Here is a 14,417-nt window from a genome sequence, read left to right as displayed (position 1 = left end):
GGGCAACCCCAAGGGTTAATCGTACGCGTCCGCGGCGTAGCCGGGCGCCGCCGCCGGGCACGCCGCGGCTTGCGATCGGCCCCCGTCTCTGGCTTTTCTGGCGCGTCAGTCCGCCAGCCAGACCGGAGCCGCCGCCCGTGACCATCGCCATCCAGTGCGCCATCCCGCAGGAGCTGGCGGCGCTGCGCGCCGCGCTCGACCACCGCGAAACGGTGGAAATCGCCCATCTCCGGTTCGACCACGGCCACCTGTTCGGCCGCGACGTGGTGCTGGTCGGCACCGGCATCGGCAAGGTCAACGCCGCGATGGTGGCGACGCTCCTGATCGACCGCTTCGGGGCGCGGCAGATCGTGTTTTCCGGCGTCGCCGGCGGCCTCGACCCGGCGCTCGCCATCGGCGACGTGGTGATCGCCGAGCGGCTGGTGCAGCACGATTTCGGCTGGTTCGAGGGCGACCGCATGTGCCCCTACCAGGCCGGCCACCTGCCGTTCTTCCAGCCGACCGAGGCGTTCGGCTACGACCTCCGGCCGGACACCCGGGCCCGCATCGAGGCGGCGCTCGCCGGGCTGGAGCTGGCGCCGATGGATGCGCAGGCCGGCGGCGACGGGCGGCCGCCGAAGATCGTCTTCGGCACGGTGCTCACCGGCGACCAGTACGTGAACTGCGAGGCGACCCGGGCGCGGCTGTTCGACGCCCACGGCGGCCACGCGGTGGAGATGGAAGGGGCGGCGCTCGCCCAGGTGGCGGAGATGCACGGCGTGGAATGCGTCGTCATCCGGGCGCTGTCCGACCTCGCCGGCCACCAGTCGCGCTTCGACTTCACCGCCTTCGTCGAGGCCGTGTCGGCGTCGTCGGCGAAGATTCTGGCGCGGGTGCTGCCGGTGCTGTGAGCATTTCCCGTTCAGATCGAAGCGATCTGAACGAAAAGGAATTGCTCAAGGTATTGAATCTGGAGCCATTTCTTGTCGATCAGGTGAGTCCACCTGATCGGAAAAGGGTCACGCCTCACACGAACTCCCACGCCACCCGGTGGAGCGTGGCGTGGCGGCGGGCGAGGCTGTCGATGTCGCGCTGGTAGCCACCGCCGAGCACGCCGGCGAGCGGAATGCCGGCCTCGCGCACCGCGTCGATGACGAAGCGGTCGCGCTCGACGAGTCCCTCGTCGGAGAGCGAAAGCCGGCCGAGCCGGTCGTCCCGGTGCGGGTCGACGCCGGCGTTGTAGAAGACGATGTCGGGGCGGAAATTGGCGATCGCGGGGCCCACCACCGCGCGCACCGCCTCCAGGTAGTCGGCGTCGCCGCAGTCGTCGAACAGCGGCACGTCGAGGGACGACGGCACCTTGCGGACGGGGTAGTTCTTCTCGGCGTGCAGCGACAGGGTGAACACCGACGGATCGCCGGCGAAGATCGCCGCCGTGCCGTCGCCCTGGTGCACGTCGCAGTCGACGATGAGGGCGCGCTCGATGGCGCCGTCGGCCATCAGCACCCGGATCGCGACCGCCACGTCGTTGAACACGCAGAAGCCGGCCCCTTGCGCGAAGCGGGCGTGGTGGCTGCCGCCGGCGGTGTTGCAGGCGATGCCGTGTTCCATGGCCAGGCGGGCGGTCATGAGCGTGCCGGCGCTGGCGCAGCGGGCGCGCAGCGCCACCGGCGGCGTCATGGCGAAGCCGATCTCGCGGGCAATCGCGGGGGGGACGGCGGAGGCGAACACCTGGTCGACGTAGGCGCGGTCGTGGGCGAGCGCGATCCACGAGGCCGGCGCCTCGGCGGGTACGTGGAAGGTGCCGGGACCGGCGAGGCCCTCTTCCATCAGCACCTCCGCTAGCCGCTGGAACTTGCCCATCGGAAAGCGGTGGTCGGCCGGGAATTCGGCGTTGTAGCGGGGGTTGTGAACGATCGGGAGGCGCATCCCCGCATTATGGCGCGGCCGGCCCGGCGGGCAATGGAAGGCGACGCCGCAACCGCCCGTCCGCCTTCACGGAGAAGAGCAGCCGGCTGTGTCCTCCGCTTCCCGTCAGGCACCCCTTTTCCGGCTACGTGCCGCCGCCGTTCCGTCGATCATCCATTGAAATATAATTCACGGAAATCAGCATATTTCAGCAGTTTTTCTGCTTCGAATCCTCGAGCGCAATCCAGTTTTGAGGAAAAATATCAATGGATCAGAATTAAACGTGGTATTTCTATCTCCTGCCGACAATTCTAAAAAGAAAATGTGGGACGAGCTGATCTTTCAGCGTCAAGAAATAGGATCAATCCTCATGAAGTTCACGAGATTACCTCGCTTCGCGGTGCGCACCGCAGCCGTTGCCGCGCTGGCTTTCGGCCTGCTCGGGACCGGAGCCGCCTCGGCGTTGACCGCCGTGGAAAATCCCCCCGTCGGCAACGAAAAGGCGACGGAGGACAACGCCCTCGAACTGACCATCATCCTGAGGCACGACCAGTCCAGGCCGCTGAAGCAGTTGCAGGATCAGCTTACCGAGCAGGGCCACTACAAGGCCTTTCCGCCGCCCGGCATGGACGTGGTGAGCTGGCATCAGGTCATGGGGCTTGGGCAGATCATCGTGGTGCGCTTGCCCGTGACGCGACTGCAGGAACTCAATCGCCTGCTCAAAGACACGGCGTGGGGCGTCTACACGATCGAAGTCTACCCGACGTACGACTACAAGTCTGTTGGTATGAGCAAGAACCAACGGGCGCAATAAGTTCTGACTGTTTAGATCGAAACACTTCAAAGCCGGATCACTTTCCGGATTTGAAGTGTTTTGTTTTTCGAAGCCGAAGCAGGCGTCCGCTGATAGCGTGACCTGGCCCCCACGAGTGTAGGCCAAGCCAAATTCGGTGAATGAAATCAGCCCCCAGACGTCCATTCAAGGATAAGACGGCCTAGCTGGTCTCGATGACCACCTTGCCGAAGGGGCCGCGGTCGAGATGGTCCAGCGCCGCCTGGAGCTCGTCGAACCGATAGGTGCGGTCGATGACCGGCCTGATGCCGGCGGTGTCCACCGCCGTCACCAGATCGGTCAGGGCGCGGCGATGCCCGACGGCGACACCCCGGATGGTGAGCTGCTTCACCAGGATGTCCGGGATCGAGGCGCGCGCCGTCAGCCCTTCCATCAGCCCGATCACGGCGACACGTCCGCCGACGGCCGCCACCGCACACGCCTTTCCCAGGTTCGCGCCGCCGACGACTTCCAGCACGTGGTCGACGCCCCGCCCGCCGGTGATCGCGTGGACCGCCTCGACCCAGTCGCCGGCCGTGCGGTCGATGCCGAAGTCGGCGCCGAGCGCCCGGGCCCGCTCCAGCTTGTCGGCGCTGCTGGAGGTCACGATGACGGTGGCGCCGTGGGCCTTGGCGATCTGCAGGCCGGCCAGCGAGACGCCGCCGGTGCCCTCGATCAGGACGGTCTGGCCGGCGTGCAGCCGGCCGTTCTCGACGAGGGCGAACCAGGCGGTGAGATAGGCGCAGGGCAACGCGCTGGCCTCGCCCTGGGTGAGGCTTGCCGGGGCACGCACGAACCAGTCCTGCGGAAAGGCAACGTAGCCGGCCAGCACGCCCGGATGGAAGCCGCCGAGGGTGCGGTGGGGCTCGGTCCGGGACGGGCCGTCCGGCAGGCCGTCGATCCAGCCGGGCGCAAAGGTCGAGATCACCCGGTCGCCGGGCGCAAACCGGCTTGCCCCGTCGCCCGGCGTCACGACGGTACCCGCCAGGTCCGAGGCCGGGGTGAACGGGAAGGCGAGGTCGAGGCCCATGCCGGTCTCGATGGCCAGCTTGTCGCGATAGTTGAGCGACACGGCATCGACCCGCACAAGAAGCTCACCGGGTCCTGGGGTGGGGATGGGCACCTCCCGCAGGGTCAGCCGGTCCCGGCCGACCGCGTCCATCTCCCACCGGCGCATCGTCGTCTGTGTCATGGCGATCTCCTGTGTTGGAGGAGACCCTAGCGAAGAACTTAGTTCTGCAGTGGCGCTCGATTTTCCGCTATTTGGTGAATGATCTTCGCCAATGATCCGGCGCCAAGGGATCCGTCCCGGCAGCCCCGAGGAGACGACATGCGCGACCGGATGACGGGTATCGACGTCTTCGTGGCCGTGGTGGAGGCGGGCGGCTTTTCCGCCGCCGCCGAGCGGGTGAACCTCACGCGCTCGGCCGTCGCCAAGACCATCGGCCGCCTGGAAGGTCGGCTCGGCGTCCGGCTGTTTCACCGCACGACGCGCAGCCAGCGCCTGACCGAGCACGGCCAGCTCTATTTCGAACGCTGCGTGCGCGCGCTGGCCGAGCTTGCCGCCGGCGAGGCGATGCTGGAGTCCGGCAAGCAGGAGGTGACCGGGCGCCTGCGGGTGGCCGTGCCGGTCCTGTTCGGCCGGCGCTGCGTGGCGCCGATCCTGTCGGACTTCGCAGCGGCGCACCCGACGCTGGATCTCCACCTCTCCTTCAGCGACCGCCTCGTCGACCTCATCGAGGACGGCTTCGATCTGGCCATCCGCAACGGCCCGGTGGACCGCGCGCCGGGCCTGACCATGCGCCGCATCGCCACGCAGCGCATGGTCGTCTGCGGGGCGCCGGCCTATCTGCGGGAGCACGGGCGGCCGGCGTCCCTGGAGGATCTCGCCGGCCACCGGGCCGTCACCTACGCCCGGGCCGGACGGACGCCGCCCTGGCGGTTCCCGCTGCGGGACGGGGAGCACCTGGCCTCGCCGCCGAGCCGGCTGAGCTTCGACGATCTGGAAGCGATCGCCGATGCCGCCGCCGCCGGTCACGGGCTGACCTGGCTGCCGGTGTGGCTCATCGCCGACCGGCTGGCGACCGGGGAACTGGTGACGCTGCTGGACGATCTCCCGGGCCTGGTCCTGGAGACCTACGCGCTCTGGCCGCAGACCCGCAGCCTGCCTTTGCGCGTGCGGCTCGCCGTGGACCGGCTGGTCGCGGCGCTGCCCGGACGCAGCATGGGCTGACGGCGGCGCCGGTTCGCGATAGGCAGAGACGGCGAATCCGCGGACACTGCCGCGTGCCATCCCGCTTCGTCTTCAGGATCAGCTCCGCCCACATGGACACCCAAGCCGCTCCGCGCGTCCGTCCGTTCGCGGTGACCCACCGCATGGTTCTGGCGATCGCCGTGCCGATGACGCTCGCCTACGTGACGACGCCGCTGGTGGGCATTTCCGACACGGCGGTCATCGGCCAGCTCGGCAACGCGGCGCTGCTGGGGGCGATCGCGGTCGGCGCCATCCTGTTCAACTTCCTCGGCACCACGTTCAACTTCCTCCGGATGGGGACCACCGGGCTGGCGGCGCAGGCGCTGGGGGCCGACGACAAGGTCGAGATCCAGGCCGTGCTGGTGCGCGCGCTGATGGTGGCGCTGGCGGCGGGCGTGGTGGTGATCGCGCTGCAGGGGCCGATCCTCGCCGGCTTCCTGTCGCTGATGGGGGCGAGCGAGGCGGTCGACCGGGCCACCCGCACCTATTTCGGCATCCGGGTGCTCGCGTCCCCGATCCAGTTCATGAACTACGCGATCCTCGGCTGGCTGCTGGGCCTCGGCCGGGCCGGCACGGGGCTCGCCATCCAGTTCGTGCTGGCCGGCGTCAACGTCGTGCTCAACATCGTGCTCGTCCTGGTGCTCGACCATGGGGTGGCCGGCGTAGCCTGGGCGTCGGTGGCGGCGGAGGCGACGGCGTTCGTGGTGTCCGTCGGGGTGGTGCTGCGGCTGTCGCGGGCCGATGCGTGGCCGGCGTGGAGCCGGATCGCCGATCGGGCCCAGTTCCTGCGCATGGGCGCCGTCAACCGCGACATCATGATCCGCTCGGTGGCGCTGATGACGGCGTTCACCTTCTTCACCGCCCAGGGCGCCCAGGCCGGCGACGTGACGCTCGCCGCCAACGCCGTGCTGATGAATTTCTTCATGCTGGGCTCGTTCATCCTCGACGGCTTCGCCACCGCCGCCGAGCAGCTCACCGGCCGGGCGCTGGGGGCGCGCTACCGACCGGCGTTCGTGCGCGCGGTGAAGCTGTGCGTCGGCTGGGGCTTCGCGCTGGCGGCGGTGCTGTCGCTGGCCACCGTGCTGGGCGGCGGCGCGCTGATCGACTTCATCACCACCGCGTCGGCGGTGCGCGAAGCGGCGCGGGCGTACCTGGTCTGGGCGATGCTGCTGCCGCTCGCCGGCGTGCTCGCCTTCGAGATGGACGGGGTGTTCATCGGCGCCACCTGGACCGGCGACATGCGCAACATGATGCTCGCCTCGCTGGCCGCCTATTTCGCCATCTGGGCGGTGGCGGTGCCGGCGTGGGGCAACCACGGGCTCTGGCTGGCGCTGGTGGCGTTCCTCAGCCTGCGCGGCCTGACGCTGCTGTGGCGCTGTCCGAAGCGGATCGCGCAGGCGTTTCCGGAAGGGTGACTTTTCTGCCGCTCACGCCAGCGAGCTGACGCTCGCGGCTGCGCGGGCGCGGCCTCCGGCCGCGCGCGCGGTCGCGCGCTGCGGGAAGCGGGCCGGCGGGAGCCTTCCCGGTATCTGGAAAACGGGTCCCTCAATCCACCGCGACGGGACGTCGGATGCCCGGCAGTGCGGCCATCCGCCCGGCGATGCCGGCGAGCGTCTCGGGTCCGGCCACCGGCAGGCCGATCTCGCAGCCGAGATAGCGCCAGAAATCCACCGACAGCCAGGCGAGCCCGCCTTCGTCGCGCCGGAGCTTCCAGGCGGCGGAGATGCACAGCCGCACCAGCGCCGGCTGGGCCGGGTGCCGGCGCGGCAGCGTCTGCAGCATGTGCCAGGCGGAGGCGAAGCGGTCGTGGTGCTGCTGCCGCTTGTCGGCCGACAGCGTCGGCGCGGCCTGCTTCGGCGCCGCCACCACCGTCGCGTCGGTGAGCGCCATGCGCGGCGCCGCCGCCGCCAGCCGCAGCGCCAGCGACTGGTCCTGGATGAACACCGCCTCGTCGCAGCCGCCGGCGGCGAGATAGAGCGCGCGCTCGACCAGCAGCGCGATGTGGACGATCGGCCGGCTCGCCGCCTGGATCAGCGTCTCCTCGACCACGGTGACGTGGGCCTCGTCGGAAATCCGCTTCGGCGCCTCCTTGCGGCGGCGGCCGTAGAGGAGCGGCGCATTGGTCTCTGCGAGCCGCGCCAGCATCCAGGCGGTGGCGTTGGGCGGCAGCAGGTCGTCGCCGTCGATCGGATGCAGATAGCGCCCCTGGGCGGCGCGGGCGGCCTCGTTGAGCCGGACGGCGGGGCCGCGGTTGTCGGCGTTGGCGATCACCCGGACGCGGTCGTCGGCTTCGGCGAAGCCCTGCAGGATCGCCAGCGACCCGTCGGTGGAGGCGTCGTCGACGAACACGAACTCGCGGCTGTGGGCGCCGGCCTGGGTCCGCAGGCTCTCCCAGACCGCCGGCAGCGCCGCGGCCTTGTTGTAGACGGTGATCAGGTAGGAGACGTCGATGGTCACGCCCTACACGCGCCAGTGCTCGCCGATCCAGCGGGCCGGCCGGAGCTGCTTGTGGATGCCGCCGGGCCAGCGGCCCTCGAACGCCTCGTCGGGCTTCGGATGGCCGTGGAACACCACGATGCGGGCGCCCTCGGGGATCTTCGCCGGCACGAACCAGCGGCGGATGCCACGCGGCAGGCAGTGCTTCTTGAACGAGACGCACCACTCGGCCGGCCAGAACTCGATGTCCGGCTTCATGTGTGAGAGGTAGGCCTGCTCGTTGCGGTAGAGATCGACCCAGTGCTGGACGGAGTGCTCGTGAAAGGTGTCGAGCACCTCAGGGTCGGCGCCGATCTCGAAGCGGAACACCGAGGAGTTTCCGACCCGCCGGTCCGGGTGGGTCCAGTTGTGGATGATCGCCAGCTTGCCGGGCTCGTAGTCGAAGAACGGATCGAGGCTGTCGACGACGATCAGGTCGAGGTCGAGGAACAGCGCGGTGCCTTCAAGGTCGGCCAGCGTCCGGTTGAACAGCGCCACTTTCTTCCAGGGCAGCTCCTCGTAGGCGTCGAGGGTGATCGGCGGCAGCGGCGCTGTCTCGATCCCCGCGTCGATGCCGCTCGGGTCGTCGGTGAAGCACATGAAGCGGAACGGCCGCGTCAGGTGGCGGGCCACCATGGCGTGCAGCCGGTTGACGTAGTGCGGCCCGTAGGCGGTGCCCCACTTCATGCAGACGATGTTGACGGGAGGGGTCATCTTGCCTTGTCTCGGGGCCGAGGCCCGGCGACGCGGGCGGGACGGATGCAATCCGCCTATAAGAAACGGGCGTATGTGACAAGCCGAGGGCGGGTCGCGGAAGAGGCGGGAGCGTGTCGATGAATCTGGACCAGCTGCTGAGGGACCCGGTGATGGAGGACGGTCCGCGGCCGGCCGTCGCCGGGTTGCGGCCGGACGTGGTGTTCGTGGTCACCGGCCCGGTGTGGCGCGATTTCGAGGCGCTGCGGGCGCGCTGGGACGAGCCGCTCTGCCTCGGCTTCGACCAGGACTGCGCCGCGCGGATCCGCCAGGCGGTGCGCGAGGGCGACCCAGAACGGGCCCGCCACTGGCGCGCCGTGCGCGATCTGGCGGCCTGCTACGGCGTCTCGTGGATGAGCGCCGTCGAGGTCGACGGCGAGCTGCTCCGCGAGGCGCCGCGCCAGCCCTGCTTCGACTATCCGCCCGACGACCGGCTGAACCGGGTCGTGCTGGCCTCCGACACCGCCGCGTTCGGCTGAGCCGCCCGTCCCGCGCAGCCCGCCCGCCCAGCCAGCAAGGAGCACCATGGGCTCGTCCCCCCTCCCATCCGCGCCCGCCCCCGCCGCCCTCGTCACCGGCGGCGGCCGCCGCATCGGCCGCGCCATCGTCGAGGACCTGGCCGCGCACGGCTACCGGGTGGCGCTGCACTGCCACCGCTCGGCCGGCGAGGGGCACGCGCTGGCGGCGGCGCTGCGGGCCCGGGGTGCCGACGTGCACGTCCTGGAGGCCGACCTCTGCGACCTGGCCGGGCTGCCGGTGCTGGTGGCGCGCGCCGCCGCCGCCGTCGGGCCGCTGGGCGTGCTCGTCAACAACGCCGCGCTGTTCGGCGACGACGGTTTCGACACGGTGACGCCCGAGGTGTTCCAGGCGCACATGACCCTCAACGCGGCGGCGCCGGTGTTCCTCGCCCAGGCGTTCGCCCGCCAGGTGGGGGAGGGCGCGACGGGGCTGATCGTCAACGTCACCGACCAGCGCGTCAGAAAACCGGTGCCCGGCCACTTCTCCTACGGCGCCTCGAAGGCCACATTGGAGGCCATGACCATCACCATGGCCCAGGCGCTGGCGCCCCGCATCCGGGTGAACGCCATCGCGCCGGGCCCGACGCTGCAGGGCGATCGCCAGTCCCGGGAGGATTTCGACCGGCAGGCCGCCGCCGTCCTCCTGCAGCGCGGGCCGGAGCTTTCCGAATTCGGCGCCACGGTGCGCTTCCTGGCAGCGACGCCGTCGATCACCGGACAGACCATCTTCCTCGACGGCGGCCAGCACCTTGCCTGGGAGACACCGGACGTCCTAGGGATTTCCGAATGACCGAATCGACACCCGCGGATACTCACCCCCCGGTCGCGCCGGGGCCGGTGTCCGTGCCCGGCGACGACGCCTTCGAGCGGATCGCTCCCGAACCCGTCGCCGACGCCGCCGACGGCGAGGGCGGCCGGCTGGGCGCCGATCTCATTGCCGATCTGGTGAAGCGCCTGCCGAACGCGCCCGGCGTCTACCGGATGCTCGACCGCAACGGCGACGTGCTCTACGTCGGCAAGGCGCGCAGCCTGAAGAAGCGCGTCGCCAACTACGCGCGCCCGACGGGGCTGGCCAACCGCACGCTGGCGATGATCGCCGCCACGGCGGCGATGGAGTTCGTCACCACCCGCACCGAGACCGAGGCGCTGCTGCTCGAGGCGAACCTCATCAAGCGGCTGCGCCCGCGCTTCAACGTGCTGCTGCGCGACGACAAGTCGTTCCCCTACATCCTCATCACCGGCGACCACGAGGCGCCGCAGATCCTCAAGCACCGCGGCGCGCGCAGCAAAAAGGGCGCCTATTTCGGCCCGTTCGCCTCGGCCGGCGCCGTCGACCGCACCATCAACGCGCTGCAGAAGGCCTTCCTGCTGCGCTCGTGCACGGATTCCGTCTACGAAAGCCGCACCCGGCCGTGCCTGCTGTTCCAGATCAAGCGCTGCTCGGGTCCCTGCACCGGCGAGATCGACCCGGCCGGCTACGCCGAGCTCGTCGACGAGGCGCGCGCCTTCCTCAACGGCAAGAGCCGGGCGGTGAAGGCGGAACTCGCCACCGAGATGGAGCGGGCCTCGGACCGCCTCGATTTCGAGCAGGCGGCGCGCTACCGCGACCGGCTGGCGGCGCTCTCGCACATCCAGCAGCACCAGGGCATCAACCCCCAGGGCATCGAGGAGGCCGACGTCTTCGCCGTCCATCAGGAAGGCGGCCAGACCTGCATCCAGGTGTTCTTCTTCCGCACCGGCCAGAACTGGGGCAACCGGGCCTACTTCCCCAAGGCCGACGCCCACTGGACGACGGCCGAGGTGCTGGAGAGCTTCCTCGCCCAGTTCTACGACGACAAGCCGTGCCCGCGGATGATCCTGACCTCCGAGGCGCTGCCCGAGCAGGCGCTGCTCGAGGCGGCGCTGACGGAGCGCGCCGAGCGCAAGGTGACCGTGTCGGCGCCGCAGCGCGGCACCAAGCGCGAGCTCGTCGACCACGCGCGCCAGAACGCCCGCGAGGCGCTCGGCCGCAAGCTCGCGGAAAGCGCCAGCCAGGCGGCGCTCCTGAAGGGGGTGGCCGAGGCGTTCGGGCTGGCCGTCCCGCCGCGCCGGATCGAGGTCTACGACAACTCGCACATCATGGGCACCAACGCCGTCGGCGGCATGATCGTCGCCGGGCCGGACGGCTTCGCCAAGGCGCACTACCGCAAGTTCAACATCAAGTCGGAGGCGGTGACGCCGGGCGACGACATCGCGATGATGCGCGAGGTGCTGCAGCGGCGGTTCCAGCGTCTGCTGAAGGAGGCCGGCCCGCGCGGCGAGGGCGAGACGCCGGACGAAGGGATCGGGCCGTGGCCGGACCTGGTGCTGATCGACGGCGGCGCCACCCAGCTGGGCGCGGCGCGCGAGACGCTGGCCGACCTCGGCATCACCGACCTGCCGCTGGTGGGGGTGGCCAAGGGCGTCGACCGCGACGCCGGCCGCGAGGAGTTCCACATCCCCGGCAGGCAGCCGTTCCGGCTGCCGCCGCGCGACCCGGTGCTGTACTTCGTGCAGCGTCTGCGCGACGAGGCGCACCGCTTCGCCATCGGCACCCACCGGGCCAAGCGGTCGAAGGAGATCCACGCCAACCCGCTCGACGAGATCGCCGGGATCGGCACGGCGCGCAAGCGGGCGCTGCTGCGCCATTTCGGCACCGCCAAGGCGGTGTCGAAGGCCGGCATCGAGGACCTGGTGTCGGTCGACGGCATCTCCGAGGCGATGGCGAAGCTGATCTACGCCCACTTCCACGAGGCCACGGTCTGAGTGGCAATGTCCGTACTGTTCTGATGACGAAAACGCCGCTACGCCTGCTGACGGGATCGCCCACGGCAAGACCCTTCCGTGGAAGATATGTTCTGATCGATATGATCGTCGGCCGCTGATAATGATTAATGTTGAATAGGGATTTATTTCCAATCTACATTAAGCTCGTCGTCATACTTGAGTGGAAGTAGCATCATGGCTTCATAACCGGGCAATAGTTTACCAGGTCTCTGCCGGGAGACGTCGTACCCGAATTCAGATTCTGAAGTAAATATTTCCATTATCGCCCGCGCAGGATCGGATAGCAATTTATTAATATAATGAATGAATTCATGAGCATAATAATACCTTTCTAATACACCAGATGCGTCATATATCTTCTCCTTCTTCTTGAACATTTCAAGGACAGGATCACCTCCATCCTTAAATAAGGGCGTAAATCCGTCAAAGTATATACTCTCAATACAGTCTTTAACCGGATCTATGTTTCCATGAATAATATAGTTTCTCCTATCAAATATCCGTTTAAAATTTTTATACTCTTCTGTGCCCGAGTCTACGCCGGATTTGAAGTGATCGCATTTTAGATGTAGATCAAAGACTCTAGTATCGATTGGTTGTCGAGTAAATGAATCGTAATGTCTAGCATTATCTTTTAATTCTTTCTTTCTTAGGATGAAAATTACCAAATTTATGTATGATTCAATAAATATTGGCGTAATAAGATCGAGAGATAGGCATGAATTGAAGATTTTTTCAGACCTTTTGGATATCCTTTCAACATGATTTACATATTTTCTAATATCCTTTTCGGTGCGGCGCCTTGGCGGAACAAAGCTTGGCGGTTCAATATTGTCCACAATATTTGCATGATATTCGGCGCATGCATTCGAAATTAAAGAGAATCGATTAGATAATATATTCCATTTTTCGAGGCGGCTCTGGACGGATTGAGAGTGGGTTCGGCATCTTCTAAAATCGTTCTTGATGTTACTTGCAAATTTGACCCAGTCTTTTGGTGTCATTCTTCTGTTTTTTATCGCTACATGAATATCTCGATTTCCACCTTGTATCCAAATATTATTTTTGCCAGCATTAATTAAAAAATCCCAATGCACTAGGTTGTTGCTGTCTTTTTTATTTTTCAGAAAAGTTTGCATCCCGTTGGGTTTTCCAAAGCGCCCGCATAAATATTTATACATGTCGAGGGGGGAAAGGTGTTTTCTAAAAACAAGCATTCCGCCGCGTCTTTCTGATGCATCGGTGGCGGTGTCGTCAAAATCGAAAAACTTTAGTACATCTTCTGGATGTGTAAGCGTCCATGCCTCGGGACGGAAGATATCACTCATAGCCGCGTAGCCACCCAATCTTTTCTGCCGAAGAAGGGGGCTCCGGCTCGTTTCGCAATTTAGGCGCGCATCGAGCCGAAGTCGATTTTGATAGCGCCCAGCAGGACGCGCGGATCGTGCAGCGCCTGCGCGACGAGGCGCACCGCTTCGCCATCGGCACCCACCGGGCCAAGCGGTCGAAGGAGATCCACGCCAACCCGCTCGACGAGATCGCCGGCATCGGCACATCGCGCAAGCGGGCACTGCTGCGCCATTTCGGCACCGCCAAGGCGGTGTCGAAGGCCGGCATCGAGGACCTGGTGTTGGTCGACGGCATCTCCGAGGCGATGGCGAAGCTGATCTACGCCCACTTCCACGAACGCGCAGGTTGAAGTAATAACAAGTAAGAGCTGGCCGGAATGCTTCGCGCAGCGTTCCAAGCCGCCCTGCATCGATGTGTTCCCGCGTTCCCAGACTTTGGAATGACCTGTAATGCCCGTCACGGCGGCTCTTTGCCGTGGCGTGGCATGCACAGTTTCGTTGGAAATCGATCGTTTCCGGCTGCCGGCTCCCTGTGCCCGGCGGTCCGCCGATCCCTGGAGATCTCTCGCATGTCGTTCAGGTTCGCGCCGGCGCTTGCCGGCATCGGCGTTCTGGCCGCGCTGTCGGCCGGCGCCTCCGCCGAAACGCTCACCGAGCGTGGCTTCTATCTCGTCACCACCATCATGGCCTGCGGCAACTGCCACACGCCCGTCGGTCCGGCCGGGCCGGACCAGGCGCGGTTCCTCGCCGGCGGTCTTACCTTCGACGAGAAACCGTTCACGGTGACCGCGCCGAACATCACCTCCGACAAGGCAACGGGCCTTGGCGAGTGGACCGACGCGGAAATCAAGGCCGCCCTCGTCGACGGCGTCCGCCGCGACGGGACGCCGCTGGCGCCGGTGATGCCGAGCGCCTTCTACAAGGTGCTGTCGCCGCGCGACCTCGACGCCATCGTCGCCTATCTGCGCACGGTGACGCCCATCGAGAACAGCGTGCCGGGGCCGGACTATCGCGCGATCATCGAGGCGAAGCCGCTGCCGGGCGCGGAAAAGCCGATCCTGGAGGCGGCCCGCAACGGCGACGTGGTCACCGAGGGCTTCTACCTGACGACCATCGGCCACTGCATGGAGTGCCACACCCGCTGGACCGACGGGCATCCGGATCCGATCGAGGGGCTGGGCGCCGGCGGCCGCGAATTCCCCGGCCCGTGGGGCGTCTCGGTGGCCTCCAACATCACCCCGGACCCGGAAGCCGGCATCGGCGCCTGGGCCGACACGGAGGTGAAACGCGCGATCACCGACGGCGTCACGCCGGACGGGTCGCCGCTCAAGCCGCCGATGGCCTACCCCTACTATCACGGCATGCTGGACGCCGACGTCGACGCCATCGTCGCCTATCTGAGGACGATCCCGGCCCGGAAGTAGCCGCCGCCGTCGGGCGCCGGTTGCGATTGCGCGGCGGAACGCTTCGCCGCGCAGCGCCGTTTCGTTGACGGGTGCCGTCGCCTGTGGTCTTTCTGGAGCGCCGCAGCCCGGAGCAGCCAG

General features: G+C 67.1%; 13 protein-coding genes and 1 pseudogene. 9 read left to right on the top strand and 5 right to left on the bottom strand.

The window, feature by feature from the left end; all coding sequences use genetic code 11:
* Nucleotides 1-137: 137 nt before the first annotated feature.
* The gene (locus tag ACSSVZ_RS06150; RefSeq protein WP_453968909.1) at nt 138-890 is read left to right on the top strand and encodes a 5'-methylthioadenosine/adenosylhomocysteine nucleosidase; all 753 of its coding nucleotides are present in this window, start codon (nt 138-140) and stop codon (nt 888-890) included.
* 115 nt (nt 891-1,005) lie between these two features.
* Here ACSSVZ_RS06150 and ACSSVZ_RS06145 read toward each other — a convergent pair whose 3' ends face one another.
* Nucleotides 1,006-1,908: a histone deacetylase family protein gene (locus ACSSVZ_RS06145; protein ID WP_453968908.1), complete on the bottom strand. Its 903-nt coding sequence runs from the start codon at nt 1,906-1,908 to the stop codon at nt 1,006-1,008.
* Between the two features lie 349 nt (nt 1,909-2,257).
* Here ACSSVZ_RS06145 and ACSSVZ_RS06140 point away from each other — a divergent pair, with 349 nt between their 5' ends.
* A complete protein-coding gene (locus ACSSVZ_RS06140) occupies nt 2,258-2,701 on the top strand; it encodes a hypothetical protein (protein WP_453968907.1) in 444 nt (147 codons plus the stop codon).
* 181 nt (nt 2,702-2,882) lie between these two features.
* Here ACSSVZ_RS06140 and ACSSVZ_RS06135 read toward each other — a convergent pair whose 3' ends face one another.
* A complete protein-coding gene (locus ACSSVZ_RS06135; RefSeq protein ID WP_453968906.1) occupies nt 2,883-3,911 on the bottom strand; it encodes a zinc-dependent alcohol dehydrogenase family protein in 1,029 nt (342 codons plus the stop codon).
* A gap of 138 nt (nt 3,912-4,049) precedes the next feature.
* Between ACSSVZ_RS06135 and ACSSVZ_RS06130 the strand changes: the two genes are divergently transcribed.
* Together ACSSVZ_RS06130 and ACSSVZ_RS06125 are read left to right on the top strand one after the other, a co-directional pair.
* Nucleotides 4,050-4,952 carry a LysR family transcriptional regulator gene (locus tag ACSSVZ_RS06130; protein ID WP_453968905.1) on the top strand — a complete coding sequence of 301 codons (903 nt, stop codon included), beginning with the start codon at nt 4,050-4,052 and terminating at the stop codon, nt 4,950-4,952.
* Between the two features lie 92 nt (nt 4,953-5,044).
* A complete protein-coding gene (locus tag ACSSVZ_RS06125; protein WP_453968986.1) occupies nt 5,045-6,388 on the top strand; it encodes an MATE family efflux transporter in 1,344 nt (447 codons plus the stop codon).
* 130 nt (nt 6,389-6,518) lie between these two features.
* Here the strand turns inward: ACSSVZ_RS06125 and ACSSVZ_RS06120 are convergent, their stop codons facing one another.
* Nucleotides 6,519-7,430 carry a glycosyltransferase family 2 protein gene (locus ACSSVZ_RS06120; protein ID WP_453968904.1) on the bottom strand — a complete coding sequence of 304 codons (912 nt, stop codon included), beginning with the start codon at nt 7,428-7,430 and terminating at the stop codon, nt 6,519-6,521.
* Between the two features lie 3 nt (nt 7,431-7,433).
* Nucleotides 7,434-8,162 carry a hypothetical protein gene (locus tag ACSSVZ_RS06115; RefSeq protein WP_453968903.1) on the bottom strand — a complete coding sequence of 243 codons (729 nt, stop codon included), beginning with the start codon at nt 8,160-8,162 and terminating at the stop codon, nt 7,434-7,436.
* A 119-nt stretch (nt 8,163-8,281) separates the two neighbouring features.
* On the opposite strand from ACSSVZ_RS06115, the gene ACSSVZ_RS06110 reads away from it, so the two are divergent.
* From ACSSVZ_RS06110 to uvrC, 3 genes are read left to right on the top strand one after another with little or no spacing between them, the layout of a single operon-like run.
* Nucleotides 8,282-8,680 (top strand): hypothetical protein, encoded by a 399-nt coding sequence (locus ACSSVZ_RS06110; RefSeq protein ID WP_453968902.1) that lies wholly within the window; start codon nt 8,282-8,284, stop codon nt 8,678-8,680.
* A gap of 46 nt (nt 8,681-8,726) precedes the next feature.
* Entirely contained in the window at nt 8,727-9,509 is a 783-nt protein-coding gene (locus ACSSVZ_RS06105; protein WP_453968901.1) for an SDR family oxidoreductase, read from the top strand.
* Nucleotides 9,506-11,503 (top strand): excinuclease ABC subunit UvrC, encoded by a 1,998-nt coding sequence (gene uvrC / locus ACSSVZ_RS06100; protein ID WP_453968900.1) that lies wholly within the window; start codon nt 9,506-9,508, stop codon nt 11,501-11,503. Before ACSSVZ_RS06105 ends, uvrC begins: the two co-directional genes overlap by 4 nt.
* Nucleotides 11,504-11,646: 143 nt before the next feature.
* Here uvrC and ACSSVZ_RS06095 read toward each other — a convergent pair whose 3' ends face one another.
* Entirely contained in the window at nt 11,647-12,852 is a 1,206-nt protein-coding gene (locus tag ACSSVZ_RS06095; protein ID WP_453968899.1) for a hypothetical protein, read from the bottom strand.
* A 116-nt stretch (nt 12,853-12,968) separates the two neighbouring features.
* Here ACSSVZ_RS06095 and ACSSVZ_RS06090 point away from each other — a divergent pair.
* Together ACSSVZ_RS06090 and ACSSVZ_RS06085 are read left to right on the top strand one after the other, a co-directional pair.
* Nucleotides 12,969-13,223 (top strand): annotated as a pseudogene (locus ACSSVZ_RS06090) (helix-hairpin-helix domain-containing protein); the annotation flags it as partial.
* A 219-nt stretch (nt 13,224-13,442) separates the two neighbouring features.
* A complete protein-coding gene (locus ACSSVZ_RS06085) occupies nt 13,443-14,297 on the top strand; it encodes a c-type cytochrome (RefSeq protein WP_453968898.1) in 855 nt (284 codons plus the stop codon).
* Nucleotides 14,298-14,417: the final 120 nt, after the last annotated feature.

The sequence above is a fragment of the Amorphus sp. MBR-141 genome, from assembly GCF_053628695.1.
Note: the sequence above shows the minus strand (reverse complement) of the source record. Positions and strands in the feature narration are given on the sequence as shown.

What these genes read in the sequence shown, in the direction of transcription:
- ACSSVZ_RS06105 (WP_453968901.1), top strand. Translation starts at nt 8,727, where the DNA reads ATGGGCTCGTCCCCCCTCCCATCCGCGCCCGCCCCCGCCGCCCTCGTC.
- ACSSVZ_RS06110 (WP_453968902.1), top strand. Translation starts at nt 8,282, where the DNA reads ATGAATCTGGACCAGCTGCTGAGGGACCCGGTGATGGAGGACGGTCCG.
- ACSSVZ_RS06125 (WP_453968986.1), top strand. Translation starts at nt 5,045, where the DNA reads ATGGACACCCAAGCCGCTCCGCGCGTCCGTCCGTTCGCGGTGACCCAC.
- ACSSVZ_RS06115 (WP_453968903.1), bottom strand. Translation starts at nt 8,162, where the DNA reads ATGACCCCTCCCGTCAACATCGTCTGCATGAAGTGGGGCACCGCCTAC.
- ACSSVZ_RS06145 (WP_453968908.1), bottom strand. Translation starts at nt 1,908, where the DNA reads ATGCGCCTCCCGATCGTTCACAACCCCCGCTACAACGCCGAATTCCCG.
- uvrC (WP_453968900.1), top strand. Translation starts at nt 9,506, where the DNA reads ATGACCGAATCGACACCCGCGGATACTCACCCCCCGGTCGCGCCGGGG.
- ACSSVZ_RS06135 (WP_453968906.1), bottom strand. Translation starts at nt 3,911, where the DNA reads ATGACACAGACGACGATGCGCCGGTGGGAGATGGACGCGGTCGGCCGG.
- ACSSVZ_RS06130 (WP_453968905.1), top strand. Translation starts at nt 4,050, where the DNA reads ATGCGCGACCGGATGACGGGTATCGACGTCTTCGTGGCCGTGGTGGAG.
- ACSSVZ_RS06140 (WP_453968907.1), top strand. Translation starts at nt 2,258, where the DNA reads ATGAAGTTCACGAGATTACCTCGCTTCGCGGTGCGCACCGCAGCCGTT.
- ACSSVZ_RS06085 (WP_453968898.1), top strand. Translation starts at nt 13,443, where the DNA reads ATGTCGTTCAGGTTCGCGCCGGCGCTTGCCGGCATCGGCGTTCTGGCC.
- ACSSVZ_RS06095 (WP_453968899.1), bottom strand. Translation starts at nt 12,852, where the DNA reads ATGAGTGATATCTTCCGTCCCGAGGCATGGACGCTTACACATCCAGAA.